Source organism: Corynebacterium segmentosum (assembly GCF_900637825.1).
Classification (GTDB): domain Bacteria; phylum Actinomycetota; class Actinomycetes; order Mycobacteriales; family Mycobacteriaceae; genus Corynebacterium; species Corynebacterium accolens.
Genome location: NZ_LR134408.1, coordinates 151629 through 168772, shown reverse-complemented (window position 1 = coordinate 168772; position 17144 = coordinate 151629). Strand labels below are relative to the sequence as shown.

14 protein-coding genes, 1 tRNA gene and 1 pseudogene are annotated in these 17144 nt (G+C 59.2%); 4 read left to right on the top strand and 12 right to left on the bottom strand.

Features of this window, described 5'->3' with window-relative positions; all coding sequences use genetic code 11:
- Positions 1-4: 4 nt before the first annotated feature.
- Positions 5-898, bottom strand: coding sequence for a tRNA glutamyl-Q(34) synthetase GluQRS (gene gluQRS / locus EL217_RS00860; RefSeq protein WP_126318033.1), 894 nt, complete (start codon positions 896-898; stop codon positions 5-7).
- Positions 899-931: 33 nt separating this feature from the next.
- On the opposite strand from gluQRS, the gene EL217_RS00855 reads away from it, so the two are divergent.
- Positions 932-1615, top strand: a complete 684-nt coding sequence (locus EL217_RS00855; RefSeq protein WP_172596694.1) for a queuosine precursor transporter — start codon at positions 932-934, stop codon at positions 1613-1615.
- On the opposite strand, the gene tgt is transcribed toward EL217_RS00855, so the two are convergent.
- From tgt to EL217_RS00820, 7 genes are all read right to left on the bottom strand, one after another.
- Complete coding sequence (gene tgt / locus EL217_RS00850; protein ID WP_126318029.1) at positions 1591-2847, bottom strand: tRNA guanosine(34) transglycosylase Tgt; 1257 nt, start codon at positions 2845-2847, stop codon at positions 1591-1593. The genes EL217_RS00855 and tgt overlap by 25 nt on opposite strands.
- Positions 2844-5483 carry an MMPL family transporter gene (locus EL217_RS00845; protein ID WP_126318027.1) on the bottom strand — a complete coding sequence of 880 codons (2640 nt, stop codon included), beginning with the start codon at positions 5481-5483 and terminating at the stop codon, positions 2844-2846. The genes tgt and EL217_RS00845 overlap by 4 nt, the downstream gene beginning before the upstream one ends.
- Before the next feature lie 302 nt (positions 5484-5785).
- Positions 5786-6427, bottom strand: a complete 642-nt coding sequence (locus tag EL217_RS00840) for a heme oxygenase (biliverdin-producing) (protein WP_126318025.1) — start codon at positions 6425-6427, stop codon at positions 5786-5788.
- A gap of 226 nt (positions 6428-6653) precedes the next feature.
- A tRNA-Ser gene (locus EL217_RS00835) sits at positions 6654-6741 on the bottom strand.
- A 93-nt stretch (positions 6742-6834) separates the two neighbouring features.
- Positions 6835-7035 carry a CsbD family protein gene (locus EL217_RS00830; RefSeq protein ID WP_005276418.1) on the bottom strand — a complete coding sequence of 67 codons (201 nt, stop codon included), beginning with the start codon at positions 7033-7035 and terminating at the stop codon, positions 6835-6837.
- Between the two features lie 41 nt (positions 7036-7076).
- Positions 7077-7520 carry a nucleoside deaminase gene (locus EL217_RS00825; RefSeq protein ID WP_005276417.1) on the bottom strand — a complete coding sequence of 148 codons (444 nt, stop codon included), beginning with the start codon at positions 7518-7520 and terminating at the stop codon, positions 7077-7079.
- 25 nt (positions 7521-7545) lie between these two features.
- On the bottom strand, positions 7546-8025 hold the full coding sequence (locus tag EL217_RS00820) for a tRNA adenosine deaminase-associated protein (RefSeq protein WP_005276415.1): 480 nt from the start codon (positions 8023-8025) through the stop codon (positions 7546-7548).
- A gap of 39 nt (positions 8026-8064) precedes the next feature.
- Here EL217_RS00820 and EL217_RS00815 point away from each other — a divergent pair, with 39 nt between their 5' ends.
- Positions 8065-9093, top strand: a complete 1029-nt coding sequence (locus EL217_RS00815) for a prephenate dehydrogenase (RefSeq protein WP_005276414.1) — start codon at positions 8065-8067, stop codon at positions 9091-9093.
- Here EL217_RS00815 and EL217_RS00810 read toward each other — a convergent pair.
- The 4 genes from EL217_RS00810 to EL217_RS00795 form a co-directional block, all read right to left on the bottom strand.
- Positions 9090-10295, bottom strand: a complete 1206-nt coding sequence (locus EL217_RS00810; protein ID WP_005276411.1) for a trypsin-like serine protease — start codon at positions 10293-10295, stop codon at positions 9090-9092. The two genes, EL217_RS00815 and EL217_RS00810, sit on opposite strands and share 4 nt — an antisense overlap.
- A 1-nt stretch (position 10296) precedes the next feature.
- Positions 10297-11226: a DUF418 domain-containing protein gene (locus EL217_RS00805; RefSeq protein ID WP_005280746.1), complete on the bottom strand. Its 930-nt coding sequence runs from the start codon at positions 11224-11226 to the stop codon at positions 10297-10299.
- 428 nt (positions 11227-11654) lie between these two features.
- Positions 11655-12929 carry an MFS transporter gene (locus tag EL217_RS00800; RefSeq protein ID WP_005276408.1) on the bottom strand — a complete coding sequence of 425 codons (1275 nt, stop codon included), beginning with the start codon at positions 12927-12929 and terminating at the stop codon, positions 11655-11657.
- A 543-nt stretch (positions 12930-13472) separates the two neighbouring features.
- Positions 13473-14816 carry an IS256 family transposase gene (locus EL217_RS00795; protein WP_126318023.1) on the bottom strand — a complete coding sequence of 448 codons (1344 nt, stop codon included), beginning with the start codon at positions 14814-14816 and terminating at the stop codon, positions 13473-13475.
- Between the two features lie 72 nt (positions 14817-14888).
- On the opposite strand from EL217_RS00795, the pseudogene EL217_RS00790 reads away from it, so the two are divergent.
- Positions 14889-16035, top strand: a pseudogene (locus tag EL217_RS00790) (IS1249 family transposase).
- Between the two features lie 212 nt (positions 16036-16247).
- The gene (locus tag EL217_RS00785; protein WP_126318021.1) at positions 16248-17138 is read left to right on the top strand and encodes a cation diffusion facilitator family transporter; all 891 of its coding nucleotides are present in this window, start codon (positions 16248-16250) and stop codon (positions 17136-17138) included.
- Positions 17139-17144: the final 6 nt, after the last annotated feature.

The following is a 17144-nucleotide window of genomic DNA, read 5'->3' as shown; positions in this document are numbered from 1 at the left end:
AGTATTACGGGCGCCAAATATACGGCTCGCGGCTCAATTCCTCCGGCCGGAATTGCGCAAGGAGCTCGGCGGCGGTCTCCGCCGCATAGCCCAAAGAATGCGCCAGCTGCTTGACGATGTCCCCCGGCTCCCCCATTTCCCGCATCGTCACCGCGCCATCGCGCTTGGCTAGGCGCTTGCCCGCGGAATTAATAACCAGCGGCACGTGCACGTAGGTCGGCGGTTCAATCCCCAATAGCGAAGCCAGGTAGGCCTGGCGCGGGGCGGAGGATAAAAGATCATCACCGCGCACCACCTGGTCGATGCCCTGGTAAGCATCATCAACAACCACCGCCAAGTTATAGGCCCAGCCGCCGTCCTGCCCGCCGCGGCGGAGAATGAAATCATCGACGTCGCCGGTGTAATCGCCGTGCAGGGCGTCGTGGATGGTGAAGGTGGAGACATCGGCGCGCAGGCGCAGCGCCGGCTGGCGGTTTTGGGCGGCGAGCTGGGCGTGTTTGGTGGCACGTTGGGCATCGGAAAGCGCACGGCAGGTGCCCGGGTACTGGCCGGGGATGGCGTGCGGGGCGCGGGAGGCTTCGCGGATATCCTTGCGCGAGCAGTAGCACTCGTAGACCGGCAGCTTCTGGAGCGCCGCGGCATAGGCAGCCTCGCGATCCTGCTGGTAGATGACCTCGCCATCCCACTCCAGCCCTAGGGCCGCAAGGTCCGCGAGCTGGCGCTCGGCCGCCGCGCGGGAGGAGCGCTGCTTGTCGATGTCCTCCACCCGCACCACAAACCTGCGCCCCGTCGAGCGCGCGTAGAGCCACGCGAGAAGCGCCGTGCGGAGGTTGCCAAAGTGCAGATCGCCAGAAGGGCTCGGGGCATAGCGGCCCGCCCCGGTGGTCGCGGAATTCATATTCCCAGCATACGGTTTGGCACAATAGTGGGCATGGAAAAATCCCCCTCCTCTCAAGTGCGCTTTATCCCCGTTCATTCCACTCTGTATCCGTGGCTCGTCACGATCTTCGTCGTGACGTTTTTGATTTCTAATATCAACGCCACCAAGGGCGTCCAGCTTGGGCCGCTCGTGACCGACGGCGCCTTCTTCCTCTTCCCGCTGGCCTATATCGTCGGCGATGTTTTGTCCGAGTGCTACGGTTTCAAGTCCACCCGGCGCGCCATCTACATCGGCTTTGCGATGGCCCTGCTCGCCGTCGTGTGTTTCTACATCGCCATCTGGCTGCCCGCGGCGGATTTCTATGAGGGCCAGGAGGCCTTCGCCGCCACGCTGGGCCTGGTGCCGCGCATCGTTTTGGCCTCCCTAGCCGGCTACCTGGTGGGCCAGCTGCTCAACGCGTGGACGCTAACCGCGATGAAAAAGCGCACCGGCGAAAAGGGCCTTTTCTCCCGGCTAATTGCCTCCACCGTGGTGGGTGAGTTTGGTGATACCTTGCTGTTTTGCGCCATTGCCGCGCCCGTCATCGGCATCGATACCGCGGGCGGGTTCATCAACTACGTGGTGGTGGGCTTTGTGTGGAAGACCCTGATTGAGGTCGTCCTTTTGCCCATTACTTCCACGGTTATCAAGCTGGTGAAAAAGCGCGAGGATTACCGCGCCTTCGACGCCGCGTAGTAGCGGCCCAAGAATTCATCCCGGTAGTCCTCGTAGTAGCCGCCGTTAATGGCGGCACGGATATTATCTACCAACCGCACCATGAATTCTACGTTGTGGATGGTACACAGCGTGCCGGCCAAAAATTCCTTCGCCTTGAGCAGGTGGTGCAGGTAAGCACGCGAGTAGTTTTCCGTGACGTAGCCGCCAAACTCCTCGTCGATGCCCTTAAAGTCCCGCTTGAACCGCGCATTGGTGAGGTTAAGGCGGCCATCAAGCGTGTAGACGCCACCGCGGCGAGCCAGGCGGGTCGGCGCGACGCAATCGAAGGTATCGGCGCCGGCTTCGACCGCGGTAAAGATGTCATCCGGTTCGGAGATGCCGAGCAGGTGGCGCGGTTTATCGTCCGGTAGTTCATCGCACACCCAGCCCACGATGGTGCCGAGGTTCTGCTTTTCCAGCGCACCGCCGATGCCAAAGCCACCGAATCCGCGCCGGCCCTTCTCTCGCGCGGCGCGATCCAAATCCAAGAGCCCGCGGGTGGCCTGGCGGCGCAGGTCCTCGTATTGCGCTCCCTGCACCACGCCCCACAGCGATTGCTTCGGGCGGTGGTAGCGCTCGCGGGTAAGGCGGTCGTGTTCTTCCAGGCAGCGCTGTGCCCACCGGTGCGTGCGGGCGACGGATTCCTCCTGGTAGGTGCGCGAATCAATGAGCGTGGTCAGCTCGTCGAAGGCGAACATGATATCCGCGCCCAGCCCGTGCTGAATCTGCATGGACTTTTCGGGCGTAAAGCGGTGCTTGGAGCCATCGATAATCGAGCGGAAATCCACGCCTTCCTCATCCACCTTGGCCATGCGCTCCCTTTTCGCGGCGCGAATATCCTTTTCGGTGAGATCCGCCAAGTCCATGGCGATGACCTTTTTAAAGCCCACGCCCAAAGACATCACCTGGAATCCGCCGGAATCGGTGTAGGTCGGCCCGTGCCAGTTCTCGAATTTCGCCACACCGCCAGCCTCGTCCACAATGTCGTGGCCCGGCTGCAGGTAGAGGTGATAGGCATTGGACAAAATGGCCTGCGCTCCGGTGGCGCGAATCTGCTCCGGTGTCAGCGTCTTCACGGTGGCCTTGGTCGCCACTGGGATAAACGCCGGGGTGGCGATATCGCCGTGCGGGGTGTGGATAATACCGCTGCGGCCATGCTTGCCAGGGCCTTCGGGCAGGCGCTTAGCGATGTCGAAACTTAAGTCCTTCATTCCTTTTCTTCCTCTTCTTCCCTGGCCTTCTGGCCGTGTTGTGCTTCCCATTCTTCCTCAAGCGCGGTGCCCTCGATGTCTACGGTGGGCAGGATCTTATCCAGCCACTTGGGCATCCACCACGTAGCGCGGCCCATGAGGAACATGGAGGCGGGGACGAGGGTCATGCGGACAAAGAAGGCATCGAAAAGCACGCCCGCCGCCAAGGCAAAGCCGAAGATCTGGATGAACGGCAGCGGCTGATTGATAAAGGCCACGAAGACCGAAATCATGATGATGGCCGCGGCCGTCACCACGCGCGCGCCCTGGGTAAAGCCGGTGATGGTGGCCTCGTCGACGGCATTGTAGGGCCCCGACGTGCCCTTCGGATGCCGCGCGATGTGCTCGCGCATGCGGGTGACCAGGAAGACCTGGTAATCCATGGCCAGGCCGAAGGTCACGCCGATGAGGAAGATCGGCATGAACGATAGCAGCGGGCCAGGGCCCTGGACGAGGCCCCACAGGCCGTCTTGCCATACCAGCACCGTCAGGCCGAACGCGCCGCCAACCGAAAGCAGGAAGCCCAAGCCCGCCACCAGCGGCACCAGGAGGGAGCGGAAGACGACGAGCAGCAGCACGATCGCCAGCCCCACGACGATGCTGAGGTACGGCGCCATCGCATCGCGCAGGCGCTCGGTGATGTCCAGCTGCACGGCGGTCAGGCCCGTCAGGCCGACTTCGGTGCCGGTGGTGCCTTCGATTTGCTTCGTGGCAGAGCGCAGGGCGTGCGCGACATCGATGGTTGCCGCCTCCGTCGGCGAGGTCTCCGGGGTCACCATGATTTGTGCCGCGCGCTGGTCATCGCTGAGCGAAACGATTTGCGCGTGCTTTACCCCGCCGAGCGTCTTCAACTGATCCGCGGTGTAGAGGAAGGACGCGAGCGCCGCCTTATCTTCGGCGCTCTTTGGTGCAGCAGCGTTTTCTTTGTCCTCGACATCGGCTACGGGGGCGATATCCGGCTCCGCGGGCTGCTCGCCTGGCTGTTCTGCCGGGTGTTCTGCTGGCTGATCCGCGGGGTGTTCTGCCGGGTGCTCGGCTGGCTGGTCGGGCGCTTCGTTGGGCGCGGGCTCAGGTGCAGGGCCGGCTGCATCGCCGGGCGAGTCAGCGGGCGCCTCGCCGGTGCCTTCTTCGGCGTCGTCATTTCCGCTCTGGGCCGCCACCAATGGGGCGAGTGCGGCGGAATCGGCGTTGATGGTGTGGGCATCGACAACCGCGAGGAACGGCCCGTTGATGCCAGGGCCGAAGCCCTCGGCCAGCAGGTCGGCGGCCTTGCGCTGGGTGGTATCGGGATTTGAGGTGGTATCGGCAGGCAGCGCCAAATCCATGTGGAGCACGGGGGCGGTCATGGCGCCGAGGGAGAGGACGACGAGGGCCATCGCCAAGCCGGGCACCTTTTGTACCAGCCGTACCCAGCGATTGCCCATGGTCTGGCCGCGGCGCACCTTGCCCTTGCGAGAGGGGTTGCCGGCCACGCCGGGGATGCGGCCGGCAAACGCCTTGTCCCCCAAAAGCCCCAGCATCGCGGGGATGAGCGTGAGGGAGACGAGGACGGCGATGGCCACGGTTGCCGCGGCGGAAAGCCCCATGGCGGTGAGGAATTCGATGCGCGCGATGAGCAGGGCAAAAAGCGCGGTAAAGACGGTGGTGCCGGCAAAGACCACGGACGAGCCCGCCGTTCCTGCCGCCATACCGGCGGCCTCTGGGGCGGACATGCGGGCCCGCTCGGCGCGGTAGCGGGACAGGATAAACAGCGCATAGTCGATGCCCACCGCCAGACCAATCATGATGGCCAGCACCGGCGTCATGTTGTTGAGCTCGATCCAGTGCGTGGTAATCATCATGCCGCATGCGCCCAGGCCAACCCCGATGACGGCCGAAATCAGCGGCATTCCGGAGGCAACCAGGGAGCCGAAGGTAAAGATGAGCACGAGGAAGGCCACGCCAAGGCCGATGACCTCGGAGGTGGAATTGACCCGAATCTCATCGCCAAACCCGGCGCCGCCCGCCTCGACGATAAGCCCCTGCTGCCTGCCGATGTCCATCGCTTCCGTCACGATGTCCTTATCGGCCTGGTCCACACTATAGGGCGATTCGGCATCGAAGTTGAAGGTGGTATAGGCAATGGTCTTGTCCTCGTTGATCATGGCGAGGTTATCGGCATCGGCACGCGCGGATGATTCCGGCAGCCCCATCTCCGTGAACTGGTGGATGACCTCGTCCTGCAGCCGCGGCGAGACCTCAAGGGGGTTGCCAAAGCGCATGGTATCGCCCATCTCCAGGTTGTCCTCGAGGTGGGAAATGACCGCGTCGATGGCCTTTTCATTGGCGGGATCCGAAAGCTTTTGGCCCTCCGGGGCCTTGAATACCAAGTTCACCGACGGCGAGTTGGCGGGATTGCCGCCCTCCGGGAAGAGGTCCATCGTCTTGTAAGTGGCATCGATGGACGGGGTGCCTTTGATAGCGAACTCGCTCGTCATCGGTTTCATCAACAAGGCGGTAGCGCCGCCGGCGGCAGCAAGCAGGACCACCCAGGTGACGATGACCTTCCATTTATTAAGGAATGACCAGCGCCCGAGCCGGTAGAGGAGTTTAGCCACGGGAAATGTACCTTCGCATTCGCGTAGTCGGACGGATTTAACTTCGCCCTAGTGTAGTTGCCGTGCCCCTTATTCCCTATTACTTAGCCACCGTGCAGCCCGTATCCACAGACGATGCCAAGGCGGCGGACCAAAAAGAACCGTGGCTACCCGGTGCAGTCAAGGACTAGATCGGGTGGCCACGGTGTGGTTCGCGTTGGCATCGTCAAGCGGCTAGCCTGCCGGAGCGCCCATTTGGCGAGCGAGGCGTGGGCTGTATCAACGGGGAAGGCGTACCTTCTGTGAAAAAGTAGACCGAGTAATTAGTGGCGCTTGTTAAGCTCCGCAAAGATCGCAGAGTTGAAAGCGAATGCGCGCTGCGCCTCCAAGAGCAAAGCCTCGCGCTCATCCGCAGTTAGAATGAGGCTGTCTAAGCGTTCGCGATAGCCCTTGCGGTACGGCGGGATTTTGCCGATGGCACTGAAGTCGTAAAAGTTCAACGCATCCGGTTCGATGTCATAGAGGGCGCCGAGGCGCGCGGCTATGACCTGACCGCCGGAGACATCTCCGAGATAGCGGACATAATGATGGGCCACCACTTCTACCGCGCTGCCGGATATCTCTTCCAAGCGGGCAACGTAAGACGCCGTGGCCGGCAGGATCCGAATCTTTTCGCGCCAATCGCCGCCGACGAGCGCCGCCAAATCCGCTTCCAAGGCAAAGCGGCGTTCAAGGCGGGGATCGGCCACCGCGCTGGCGATTGGAGTATCTGCCACGCTGCGGACGGCACGCTCCAAAGATTCATAAACAAACCACAGTTGGCCACCCAAATCGGCGGCGGCCTCAGCGGTTAGCTCGCCTGAAATGAGGCGCTGCATAAACGCCGAGCGCTCGGCGTTCTCGTGGGCGTGGGCGGTTTCCTCGCGCAGGGCGACGGATAATGGTTTCTTGAGCGTGATAGTCACTGGCTTCCTCCAAAGTAATGCTTACCTAAGTTCTAACTACAAATTTAGAGTTAGGTAACGCTTAGTCACAAGACTTGCACGGAGAAATCAACCAAAAGAACTAGGCTCGCCACTGGGGTCTGCGCAGGCTGCTCGCCCGGCTATCGACACTCCAAAAACACCTACTCTCCCCACCGGAGAAAACAAAAATAGGCCCCGACCTGCATTAACAGGTCGGGGCCTTGCGCGGTGGCGGCGGGATTTGAACCCGCGGTTGGGGGTTACCCAACAATCGCTTTCGAGGCGATCACCTTCGGCCGCTCGGACACGCCACCGCGTTCCAGATTACGGGAGGACCCCCGATGCAACAAAATCGCCGCGCCGGCACTAAGCCAGCTCAGCGATTTCGCTAGGAAGGGACTATAAAATTAGTCCTTCTTCAGGCCACCGATGATGTCGTTGGCCTTGTCCTTGATGCTGTCAGCAGCATCGGACAGCTTGTCCTTAGCCTCGGAAGCGACCTGATCGGCCTTGCCCTCGTTGGCTACGTCTTCGTTACCGGTTGCCTCGCCGAAAGCTTCCTTTGCCTTGCCTGCGAGGTCGTCCTTCTTGTTTTCCAAATCGCCCATTTTCTCTCTCCTTAAATGAGTCGCTTACAGTGTGACAGCCACTATACCCACTTTTCGCGCAAAGTGGTGAAGAATTTTTCTAGCAACGCCACGCAGTCCTCTTCAAGCACGCCGCCGCGAACCTGTGGGGTAAAGGGGGCGGTGGGGGCACGCAGGACATCGACAAGCGAGCCGCACGCACCCGTCTTCGGCTCAAAGGCGCCAAACACCAGTGAGCTTATCCGCGCGGCTTGCAGGGCGCCGGCACACATGGCACAGGGCTCCAAGGTGACCACGAGCTCGCAGCCGATCAGGCGCCAACCATCGCCGTGGATGCGCACCGCCTGGCGGATGGCCTCGATCTCGGCGTGGGCGGTGGGATCGCGCAATTGCTCGCGGCGGTTGACGCCGGTGGCGAGCTCGCGGCCGGTGGCATCATAAAGCACCGCCCCAACCGGCACGTCGCCGGCGGGGGTTTGGCGCGCCACCGCGAGGGCGCGCTGCATGCGTTCCTGCGCGCGCTGCAGGGGCTTAGGCGTTATCAATGACGTCTTCTAGCTCATCCCCAAAGCCCAGGTCGCCGGCAATGCGCAGGAGCATATCGGAGGGCCAATCGTCCTCATCGTCGATGATATAGCCCACCTGATCCTCGGATAGGCCCAGGTCAGCGAAGATATCGAAGTCGCCCTCGCCGTAGGGTTCGGCCTCTTCCGGGTCCACGTCTGGAATCTCATAGTCATTGAGCTCCATGAAGTCCGCGGCAAAGTCATCGTCAACGCCGTAGGTGGCGTCCGAAATTAGCATTTTCACCCCGCCGGGCACGGGCCGCACGGCAATGAAGTAGGCGTCCTCGACGCAGAGAAGGGCGAAAGCCGCGCCTTCGGAGCGCAGGGAGCGCACCGCGGTGATGGAGGTTTGCGGGTCCTCAAAGTCATCATCGAAGCTGCGCACGGCCCATTGTCCCTCGTTGCGGGCGACGGTAACCGCGAAAGAGTAATTTTCGTTGCTCATACCTCGTGAGATTAGTCGTGTTGTGCCACAATTGTCACCGTGAGTTCTCAAGATGTTCAACGCCCCATCTGCATTATCGGCCTCGGCCTCATCGGTGGTTCCTTGCTGCGCGATCTCGCGGGCTATAACCACGACGTATTTGGATACAACCACTCGACTTCCGCCGCCCGCACCGCAGTAAAGCAGGGTTTTGACGTCAATGATGACTTGCCGGCGGTGCTTAACCGCGCCGAGGTTGAAGAGGCGCTCATTGTGATCGCCGTTCCCATGACCGCGGTGGGCAGCGTCTTGGATGCCATTCAGGAACACGCCCCTAGCTGCGGCATCACGGATGTAGTCTCCGTGAAAACCCCCGTGCGCCAGCAGGTTTGTGACCGCGGCATGGAGGATCGCTACGTGGGAGGGCACCCCATGGCGGGTACCTCGAAATCTGGGTGGGATCACTCCCAGACGGGGCTTTTCCGCCGCGCCGCGTGGGGCATTACCTACGATTACGCCGCCGAGTGTGAGGCGAGCGGGGGAAAAATCCCCAAGAAATGGATTGAGACTTTCACCGATGTCGTGCGCATGACCCAGATGGTGCATGCGGAGGCGGTCCCCATTCGCGTGGCCAACCACGATGCGGCGGTCGCCCGCATTTCGCACCTGCCGCACGTTTTTGCGGAAACGCTCGCCATGGTCGGCGATAATGGCGGCATTTTGGCGCAGTCCTTGGCCGCTGGGTCCTTTAAGGATGCGACCCGGGTGGCGGGCACCCGCCCTGACCTCGTGCAGCAAATGTGCGAGACCAATGCCCCCGCCCTCGTAGAGGCTTTGGACGAGGCGCTGGAGCTGCTTCACGATGCCCGGGAGAAACTCGCCGCCCCCGAGCCTTCCATCGCCGAGCTTACCGATGCCGGCTACCGCGCCCACACCCGCATCGATGCCAGGTCGGGCGCCCGCAAGGAATCGGTCTCCCCGGTCAAGATCTCTTCCCGCCCCGTGCTGCGCCTGCACCCCGGCGGGCCGAAGTGGGTGGCGCAGCTGCGCCAGACCGAATCCTTGGGCGGGCGCATCGAGATCTTTTAGCGGCGCTTGTTGCGGGCGGCACCGCTGCCTGCGCCGGCGGCGAAGGTGCGCGCGGCTGCCGCGGCACCGATAAGGCCGATTACGGCTACGGTGAAGTAGATCCACGGGTGGTCCCCGCTGGTTTGCGGAACTTGGGCTGGCTCGGGCGTGTTCTCGGCGGTCAAGATGGCGTCTTTATCCTTGCCGCTCATTACGCCCTCTGCCCACTCCTTGGTGCCGGCGAGGGTGGTGATTGCCGCGCTTGGAGAGGGAAGTTCCGGGTCCGCATTCGAGGTACCCGCGGTAGCTAGGCCCGCGAGTTTTCCGTCCACGAAGAACGGTCCGCCAGAGTCGCCGCCCTGCATACCAGCATTACCGGTGGAGTGGACGTCGAGGATCGGGCTGCTGATCATCGGGGCCATGCCGCCTTGGCCAGGCTGCATTACTTCCCCACCGTTGCCGTCAGGCTTGACAATCTGCGGCTGCTCGGCGCCCGGCTTGGTGGCACCCGGCGAGACCACCTTGGGCTTATCCGATCCCGAACCAGATCCCGGCATCTTGAGGCCGGGCATGGCCTCTTCGGCCGGCACGGATTCGTAGCCTTCAGGGACCTTCACGTCTGCATCCGGCTTGGAGCCGCCCGGCATCTTGAGGCCCGGCATGGCTTCTTCAGCGGGCACGGACTCGTAGCCTTCCGGGGCTTCCTTGTCGGCGCCCGGCTTCTGTGCGGCGTCATCGCTTGGCCCGCCGCCCAGGATTTCGGAGACCTTCATCTCTGCCATCGGCAGCTGGCCTTTGCGCGCCATGGAGGAGCTGCTACTCCAACCATATAGGGTGCCAAGGTCGCCGGTCTCTGGAATATCGGTAGAGATCTTGGCCGGTTTGATATCGGTGACGGGCTCGGTGAGGTGGAGCAGTCCGGCATCGGAAAGCGGGGATAGCGCCCACGAATCCGCGTCATAGACCTTGCCTCCCAAGCGGGCCTGGGTGCCTTCGTTATTGACGGACTGCAGGCAGTGGCGGGCGGTAAGCACCCACTGCCTATCCACGAGCGTGCCGGTGCAGTCGCCGAAGTTGCCTATGCGGCCCATCTTGAGCGCGGCGACGGTCTGGGACTCGGCGTTATCGGGGGCGGGTTCGCCGTGCTCAAGGGCGCTGGCGGGGGCCGCCAACATCCCGATGATACCAGCGGTGGTCAAAGCGGTAGCAATTTTACGCGACATGTTAGTCCTTCTTTCCAGCAGGAACGGCGAGTTTAACGGCGGAGGAGACGGCCTTTTCAAGGGGGCCTTGGCCCAGGAATTTCCGCCAGATGGTGGCGAGTACGAGGAATAGGCCAATAAATGCCCACGCCCACGCGGTGTTGTGCAGTGAGATGTGGCTTTGCCAGTAATAAGCGGAGAGCACGTGCAAGACATAAACGGTCAGGGACATCGTGCCCATTGCGGCCAAGGGGTAGACGAGCTTGGGTACCGCGCTGCCAATGAGCAGGCACAGGTGCAGCACTACGGCGGCCACTGCAACGGAGAGCAGGATTTCGCCCGCGACGCCGGTGTGGCCGGTAAAGCGCAGCCAGCTGGGAATATCCGGCTCGAAGCGGAAGTAGGTACCGACGGCGGCAATCACGGCACTGGAGGCGGTGACGATCCACTGCAGCGCCGTGCGGTAGCTACCTGGGCGGATGTAGACCTCGAACAGCAGCATGCCGGCAAGGAAGTACGCGATCCATGCCAGCAGTGGGTAGACCTGCGGCAAGGTAAAAGGCGCGTAGTGCACGGTCGAGGCAATGGCCGCGACGAAGAACAGTGCCAGCTTCCACCACACATTCAGCGGTGGCACCCAGGACACCACCATCATGGTGATACCCATGGCAATAAGCACGACCTGAATTTGCCCACCGACTGGCAATAGCGCCAATCCGATAAGCGTAATGATGGCGCCGCGAGCGATTAGCCGCAACAGCGTCTGCATGGAATAGTTCTTGCCAATGAGCATCATCGTCACTCCGGCGATAATGGCAAATAGGGCGGCCGGAAGACCCGACAAAATGACCTTGGTACTCCATACCAACGAGGCCATGTGCAAAATAATCATGCCAATAATGGCAAGTGAACGGGCCATATCCAGCCCGACGATGCGCGATGATGAGCTCACCTAGCACTCTCCTTCACAATGTGATGAGACGCAGTGTTTTCCACCACGACCCATATTTATAACGACTCTCTTTTTCTACAATAGAAGTCTGGGAGGTTGCTGTATCAACAGTTTGCATGCCCTGTGTCTTATAAATGCCGTTATTACCCCCGGCCAATATTGCCGCCCCACTCTCCCGCCGACCACAGAAGAGTGCACCCACTTTCCCGGCCTCACCGTGCGACGGAAGGAGATGCAACCGTTCCTAGGTGATCAATCAGTTTTGCGATTTCAGGGTGAGCAAGCAGCTTCTTTTCAATCGCATCGATCTTGGTCTTATGAGCTTAATTCTCGTCCTGCCACAGTAGTCATCTTGGTCCATCCCCTCAGGCAGGTTGGGAACCCACACACAAACCATCAGAGACCCTCTTGGTAGATGACCTTGAGACTTACTCGCATACGGGGAGCAAATTGAACTCGGATGCCTTAGGTAGTGTGCGCAGGACTGAAATTGCCGCTATCAAACAGGAGATAACCGAGCACAGAGCACATAGCGCCATGCTTGCCTGAAAACCCATTGCGGCGAGAATTGCACCCGCGCTGGCGGACGCGATGATTGGTAGCAACCCCATCATCAGACGCGCTCCTGCCGAGCATTTTCCTATTTTTTCGGGAGGTGCTGATAACGCAAGCACTCCCCCGGAGTATGAGTTGCAGGCAATGGAGGGAACTACGATGAAAAATGCTGCAACTGCAATAAGTGGCCAATACTGAGAAAATATAAGAAGGAACAGATACCACAGTAGCTCCCAAAACATCGTTACTCGGATGATGTTTCTTCCTGGAAATTGCTTGATGAGGCGGTCTTGAAGAAGTCCTCCAACAATCATTCCAAGGGCGAACATGGCTGAGGTGAGGCCGATTATCCAACCATCAACTTTGAGGTATGCCAGCCATAGGTCAACGGACGCGATGAGGAAAAAATTGGCGAAGTTGGAGAAAATATCGATGCTGAAGATTGTTCGGAGCATCGGATATTTCCAAATCCAAGTCAAAGAATATTTGCTATCGGACCAGAACTCTCGAAACGAATACTGTTGTTCACTACTTGACCTCCCCAGGTCCATACTGATGGTTCTTGAAGCATAAAGCGGACCCAACCCACACAAAGTTTGTACGATAAAGGGAATAACTGGGGCTAGACCGTAGAGAAAGCCGCCTAAAGGTAGTCCGACCATCCAGATAATGTTGTCTCGAGTTTGGTTACGGCCTTGCGCTTGAACAAGCAAATTCTCAGGAATGATGAATCTCAAAATGGCGTTGGTTAGGCCTCCGAAGGTGCCTGTAATCATTCCTGCAAACAGGCTAAAGAAGAACAAAAGCATGAAAGTGAATTTGCCCAAGTAAAGCAGTAACGAGAAGGTTGACCAGATGCCAATTTGGCTCAGCCCATAGAAGAAAAGTAACTTCTTCTTGTTAAAACGATCGATGATCATGCCGGCTGGGATCGTCATGATCATCGATCCCGCCGAGCTTGCGGCGCCAATCACTCCCGCTTGACTTAAGCTCCCAGTGAGGTAGTAGCTCGCAAGTGAAATAGGGATAGCTACGAGGGATGCCCCCAAGGCGCTTGCTGTATCAGCGAAGAACCACCGTAGATAGTCAGGATGGTTCTTGCGTACGATGGTCCAAAATTTTTGATCAGAAGTATTATAATCCTGCATCGTGTCTCTCAATGTTTGGCACCCGCGACTGAAAGCTCATGCGCGCAGCATGAACCCAGCGCCGGATTTCCGGAATGGGTAATTCTCACGGGTCAACCTCTTGACCCGCCGCAACTCGCGGAGTGTCAAACAGGATTTATTGATGCAGTAATGTGAACATGATGTGCTCCAGGTACTATGCCATTAATCTCGGCTCAGTGACTATATGGTCCGGGCCGGTTTTAGGACCGGGCGGTTTGAGTGCCTTCCTGGGTTTGGTACGCATTGGTTAGCGTACTCAGTCGACGGGATAAACCCTAGGCTCGAATGAGGATAATAGGTATTATAGCGCTGTGACCACAGTCGCAGGCAACGCGACGCATGGGCGGGGGTAGTCGAATATCTCGTCCTCTCACAGCTCGTCACGTAGCCGGTTGTGGAAGAACTCCACAAACCCGTTATGCCAGGGCATTCCCGGTGGGATGAACGCCTCGACAGTATCGTGCTTAGCTGCCCAGTAAGTCAGCTCAGAGCGTGTCAAGTTGTTTGTGTGTGGGGCTGGGTTTATAGGTATTTGTCGAAGCTGTCGGGGTAGGCCACGGCCATTTGGTTAATGGCTTGTTTCCAGCCGGAAACTCGGGCTCCTTCCATGAGTCTGCCGGCTGTCGCTGAGACTCGTTTGCCTTGCTTTGCCCTCTTTGCGGCTCGTTTGTCTTCGATGTTGCAGATCATCAACCACAGCGTCTTTATCGCTGATTCATCGTTGGTGAACTGCACCCTGTTGCGGGTAGCTTTACGCAGCTGGTTGTTAAACGACTCAATGGAATTCGTCGTATAGATGACCTTCCTTGCTGCTGGCGGGAACTGCAAAAATGGCACGAATCTATCCCATGCATCCTGCCAGACCTTGACTGAGCGGGGATATTTCTCACCCAGCTCGGAGGCTTCAAATTCGTCTAAAGCAACCTGTGCTGTGGGCTCGTCCGTGGCAGTGTAAATCTTTTTCAACGCGGCTGATACGCCCCGGCGATCCCCGTAGGCTACCCACCGGTTAGCGGCGCGAATCAGGTGCACGATACAGGTTTGCACCATAGAGTTCGGCCAGGTTGCCTCAACTGCCTCTGGCAGGCCTTTCAGCCCGTCACAGCAGACGATAAAGACGTCCTTGACCCCACGGTTAGAAAAGTTGGCGCATACCTGCGCCCAGAATGAAGCGCCTTCTTCCTTGGCAATCCACAATCCTAAAATGTGCTTAATACCGTCGAGATCCACGCCGATTGCCATGTACGCAGATTTGTTGACTACTCGGCCGTCGTCGCGGACTTTAATGCGCAACGCGTCCAGGAAAACCACGGGGTAGAACTCGTCTAGCTGGCGGTTTTGCCAGACCATAACCTCATCGAGCACGGCGTCAGTAACCGCAGAAATCGTCTCATGGGAAATATCGACACGCATCGCCGTTGCCATATGATGCTGGATATCCCTAATTGTCATCCCACCGGCATACAAGCTGACGATCATGTCATCAACATCAGTCAAGCGCCTAGAACCTTTAGGGACCATAGTCGGAAAGAATGTTCCAGCCCGATCCCGAGGGACATCAACGGTGACTGGCCCGTAGTTAGAATCCACGGTCTTTGGATACGACCCGTTGCGGTAATTGTCTGTTCTAGCTGCAGCTTTAGCGCTCCTGTCGCCAGACTCGTAGCCCAGGTGGGCATCCATTTCAGCGTTGAGTCCCCTGGTAATCGAGGCTTGTAACATGCCGCGAACTAGGTCGTTGGCATCCGTTGTGGACGTGCCTAGGTCATCAATCAGTTTCGCGATGTCAGGATTAGCAAGCAGCTTCTTTTCAATCGCATCAATCTTGGCCTTATCAGCCGGATCTCGTCTCGCCACAGTAGTCATTCTGGTCCATCTCCTCATGCAGGTTAGGTACCCACACACAAACCATCAGACACTCTCTGGTGTGCTTTCCGGGTGAGTAAAAACAGACCACGATGCCCGGTATGTGCTGGGCAAATGAAGAAAAACGGAACCACATCCAAAGGCACAACCAGGTGGCGGTGCAAAGACCCGAACTGCGGCAGCTCCACGACACGAACCCGCACCGATCTCACTCAGGCCTGCGACTTTAAAGCCTTCATCTCCTATGTCACCTCCACAGTGACGTTGTCTGAACTCGCCGGGCAACAAAGGGTGAGTCGTTGGACACTTGATCGCCGATTGAACCGTTTTGGCTCATCGACGTCCCCAACGACGGTGCCCCGCAGCGCGTCTACGAGCAGATCTTCATCGACGCCACCACGTCATTGCTTGGCACTGGACCAAACACGAAACTGTCCACGCATACACGCAGCTTCTTCGCAAAATCGCCGAGCCGCTCTGCGTCGTCATCGACGTCGGACAAGGCGCACTCACCGCGATTAAAGCCTGCTGGCCAAACGCGATGATTCAGCGTTGTCTCGTCCATGCGCAACGCGTCATCCGCCGCTACACCACCTCACGGCCGCGCACCGACGCCGGCAAAACCATCTACGCACTGGCGCTGAAACTAACCCGTGTCACCACACTCGAACAGGCACGGGAGTGGACGCTACGTCTGCACGACTTCGGTCAGGTATTCAAAACATTCCTCAACGAGAAAACACCCGTGCCAAAGGAACGCCGAACACTCAATAACCAGTGGGAATGGACTCATCTGCGAATACGCAAAGCCTACAACTCACTGCTGCACCTATCGCGCAACAATTGGTTGTTTACTTACCTTAAGCCACCACCGAATGTGCCTGATCCTAAGCGCTGGGCTTCAACGACAAACAGTCTTGAAGGCGGCATAAACGCCCAGCTCAAACGCATCGCCGATGCGCACCGAGGCAGGTCAGGGGAACGCCAACGAAAAATGCTCGAGTGGTACCTCCACACCAAAAAGCAACTGCCTGACGATCCGCTAAATATCGCCAGGCAGTGCAATTATGGCCAAGATCAACTCGCCAAAGTCAACGATCTTGCCGAAGAAAACCACAACAAAGCCGACCAAGAAACAGGCCGACCAGCCTTCTACGACAACGCTATCCCAACCGAGTACGAACACTCGATAGGAATCAGAAAAGACCCCATGAAGTAACTAACCGTGTACCCGCCCCGCAACACGCCGAACGGACACACATTCTGCTACTTAACCCTACTTTTTGGTTGTTCATGTTTCAGCTTCTCTACACATTCAAAGGACAACTGCACAATGACCTAAAGCAGGCCGACTTGGCCTCAGTGGCTGCGCTTACCGCCATCCATTTGCATTTAATTGTCAATAAGCGTCGACGGGGATAGGCTGAGTGCATGGCACACGAGCACCACGACCACGATCACTCCAGCACGCCGCTGCGCGCACTCTTGATTGCGCTAGGCATTACCGGCACCGTCTTCTTCGCGGAGCTGATCGGCGGCTGGTTGGCGGGTTCGATGGCGCTGATGGCGGATGCGATGCACATGCTTTCCGACGCTGCGGGGTTGATCATCGCGGTGTTAGCGGTGTTGGTTGGGCGCCGACAAGCATCGGCTCAGGCCACGTACGGCTACCGACGAGTGGAGGTGCTTGCTGCACTGGCGAACGCAGTGATGGTGCTGGCGATCTCGGTGTGGATTGTCTTCGAGGCGGTGCGCCGCCTGCAGAGCCCGGCCGAAGTGCAGGGAAAAACGATGCTGATCATCGCGGTGATCGGCCTGGTGGCGAATGCGCTATCGGCGTGGGTTCTGCACCGGCACCGCAAATCCTCGATCAACGTGGAGGGCGCGTTCTTGCACGTGTTAGTGGATATGCTCGGCTCTGTCGCAGTAATCGTGGCCGGCATCGTGGTACTGACCACGGGGTTTGTGGCGGCGGACGTGATCGCCTCCCTAGCGATCGCGGCGATGGTGCTGCCGCGCGCCTGGCAGCTCATGCGGCTTTCGACGAGCGTGCTGCTCGAGCAAGTCCCGGCGGACTTCGACGCCAGTGCGATCGAGCCCGCGCTGCGGCAGGTCGAGGGCGTTGCTGACATCCACGACCTGCACCTGTGGAGCCTGGACGGCGTGAACGTGCTCACGACCGTGCATATCGTGCGCGACGGCACCGTCGGCACCGGCCCGCTGTTGGATGCCGCCCAGCAGGCCCTGCGCGAACACGGTATCGAGCACTCCACCATCCAGATTGAGCACCCAGAGCACGAATCCCACGAGACGGTGTGCTGATTCCCT

Coding starts and splice junctions, on each gene's coding strand:
- tgt (WP_126318029.1), bottom strand. CDS start 2,847: ATGAAGGACTTAAGTTTCGACATCGCTAAGCGCCTGCCCGAAGGCCCT.
- EL217_RS00785 (WP_126318021.1), top strand. CDS start 16,248: ATGGCACACGAGCACCACGACCACGATCACTCCAGCACGCCGCTGCGC.
- EL217_RS00825 (WP_005276417.1), bottom strand. CDS start 7,520: ATGCAGCGCGCCCTCGCGGTGGCGCGCCAAACCCCCGCCGGCGACGTG.
- gluQRS (WP_126318033.1), bottom strand. CDS start 898: ATGAATTCCGCGACCACCGGGGCGGGCCGCTATGCCCCGAGCCCTTCT.
- EL217_RS00810 (WP_005276411.1), bottom strand. CDS start 10,295: ATGTCGCGTAAAATTGCTACCGCTTTGACCACCGCTGGTATCATCGGG.
- EL217_RS00830 (WP_005276418.1), bottom strand. CDS start 7,035: ATGGGCGATTTGGAAAACAAGAAGGACGACCTCGCAGGCAAGGCAAAG.
- EL217_RS00800 (WP_005276408.1), bottom strand. CDS start 12,929: ATGCAGGATTATAATACTTCTGATCAAAAATTTTGGACCATCGTACGC.
- EL217_RS00820 (WP_005276415.1), bottom strand. CDS start 8,025: ATGAGCAACGAAAATTACTCTTTCGCGGTTACCGTCGCCCGCAACGAG.
- EL217_RS00795 (WP_126318023.1), bottom strand. CDS start 14,816: ATGACTACTGTGGCGAGACGAGATCCGGCTGATAAGGCCAAGATTGAT.
- EL217_RS00855 (WP_172596694.1), top strand. CDS start 932: ATGGAAAAATCCCCCTCCTCTCAAGTGCGCTTTATCCCCGTTCATTCC.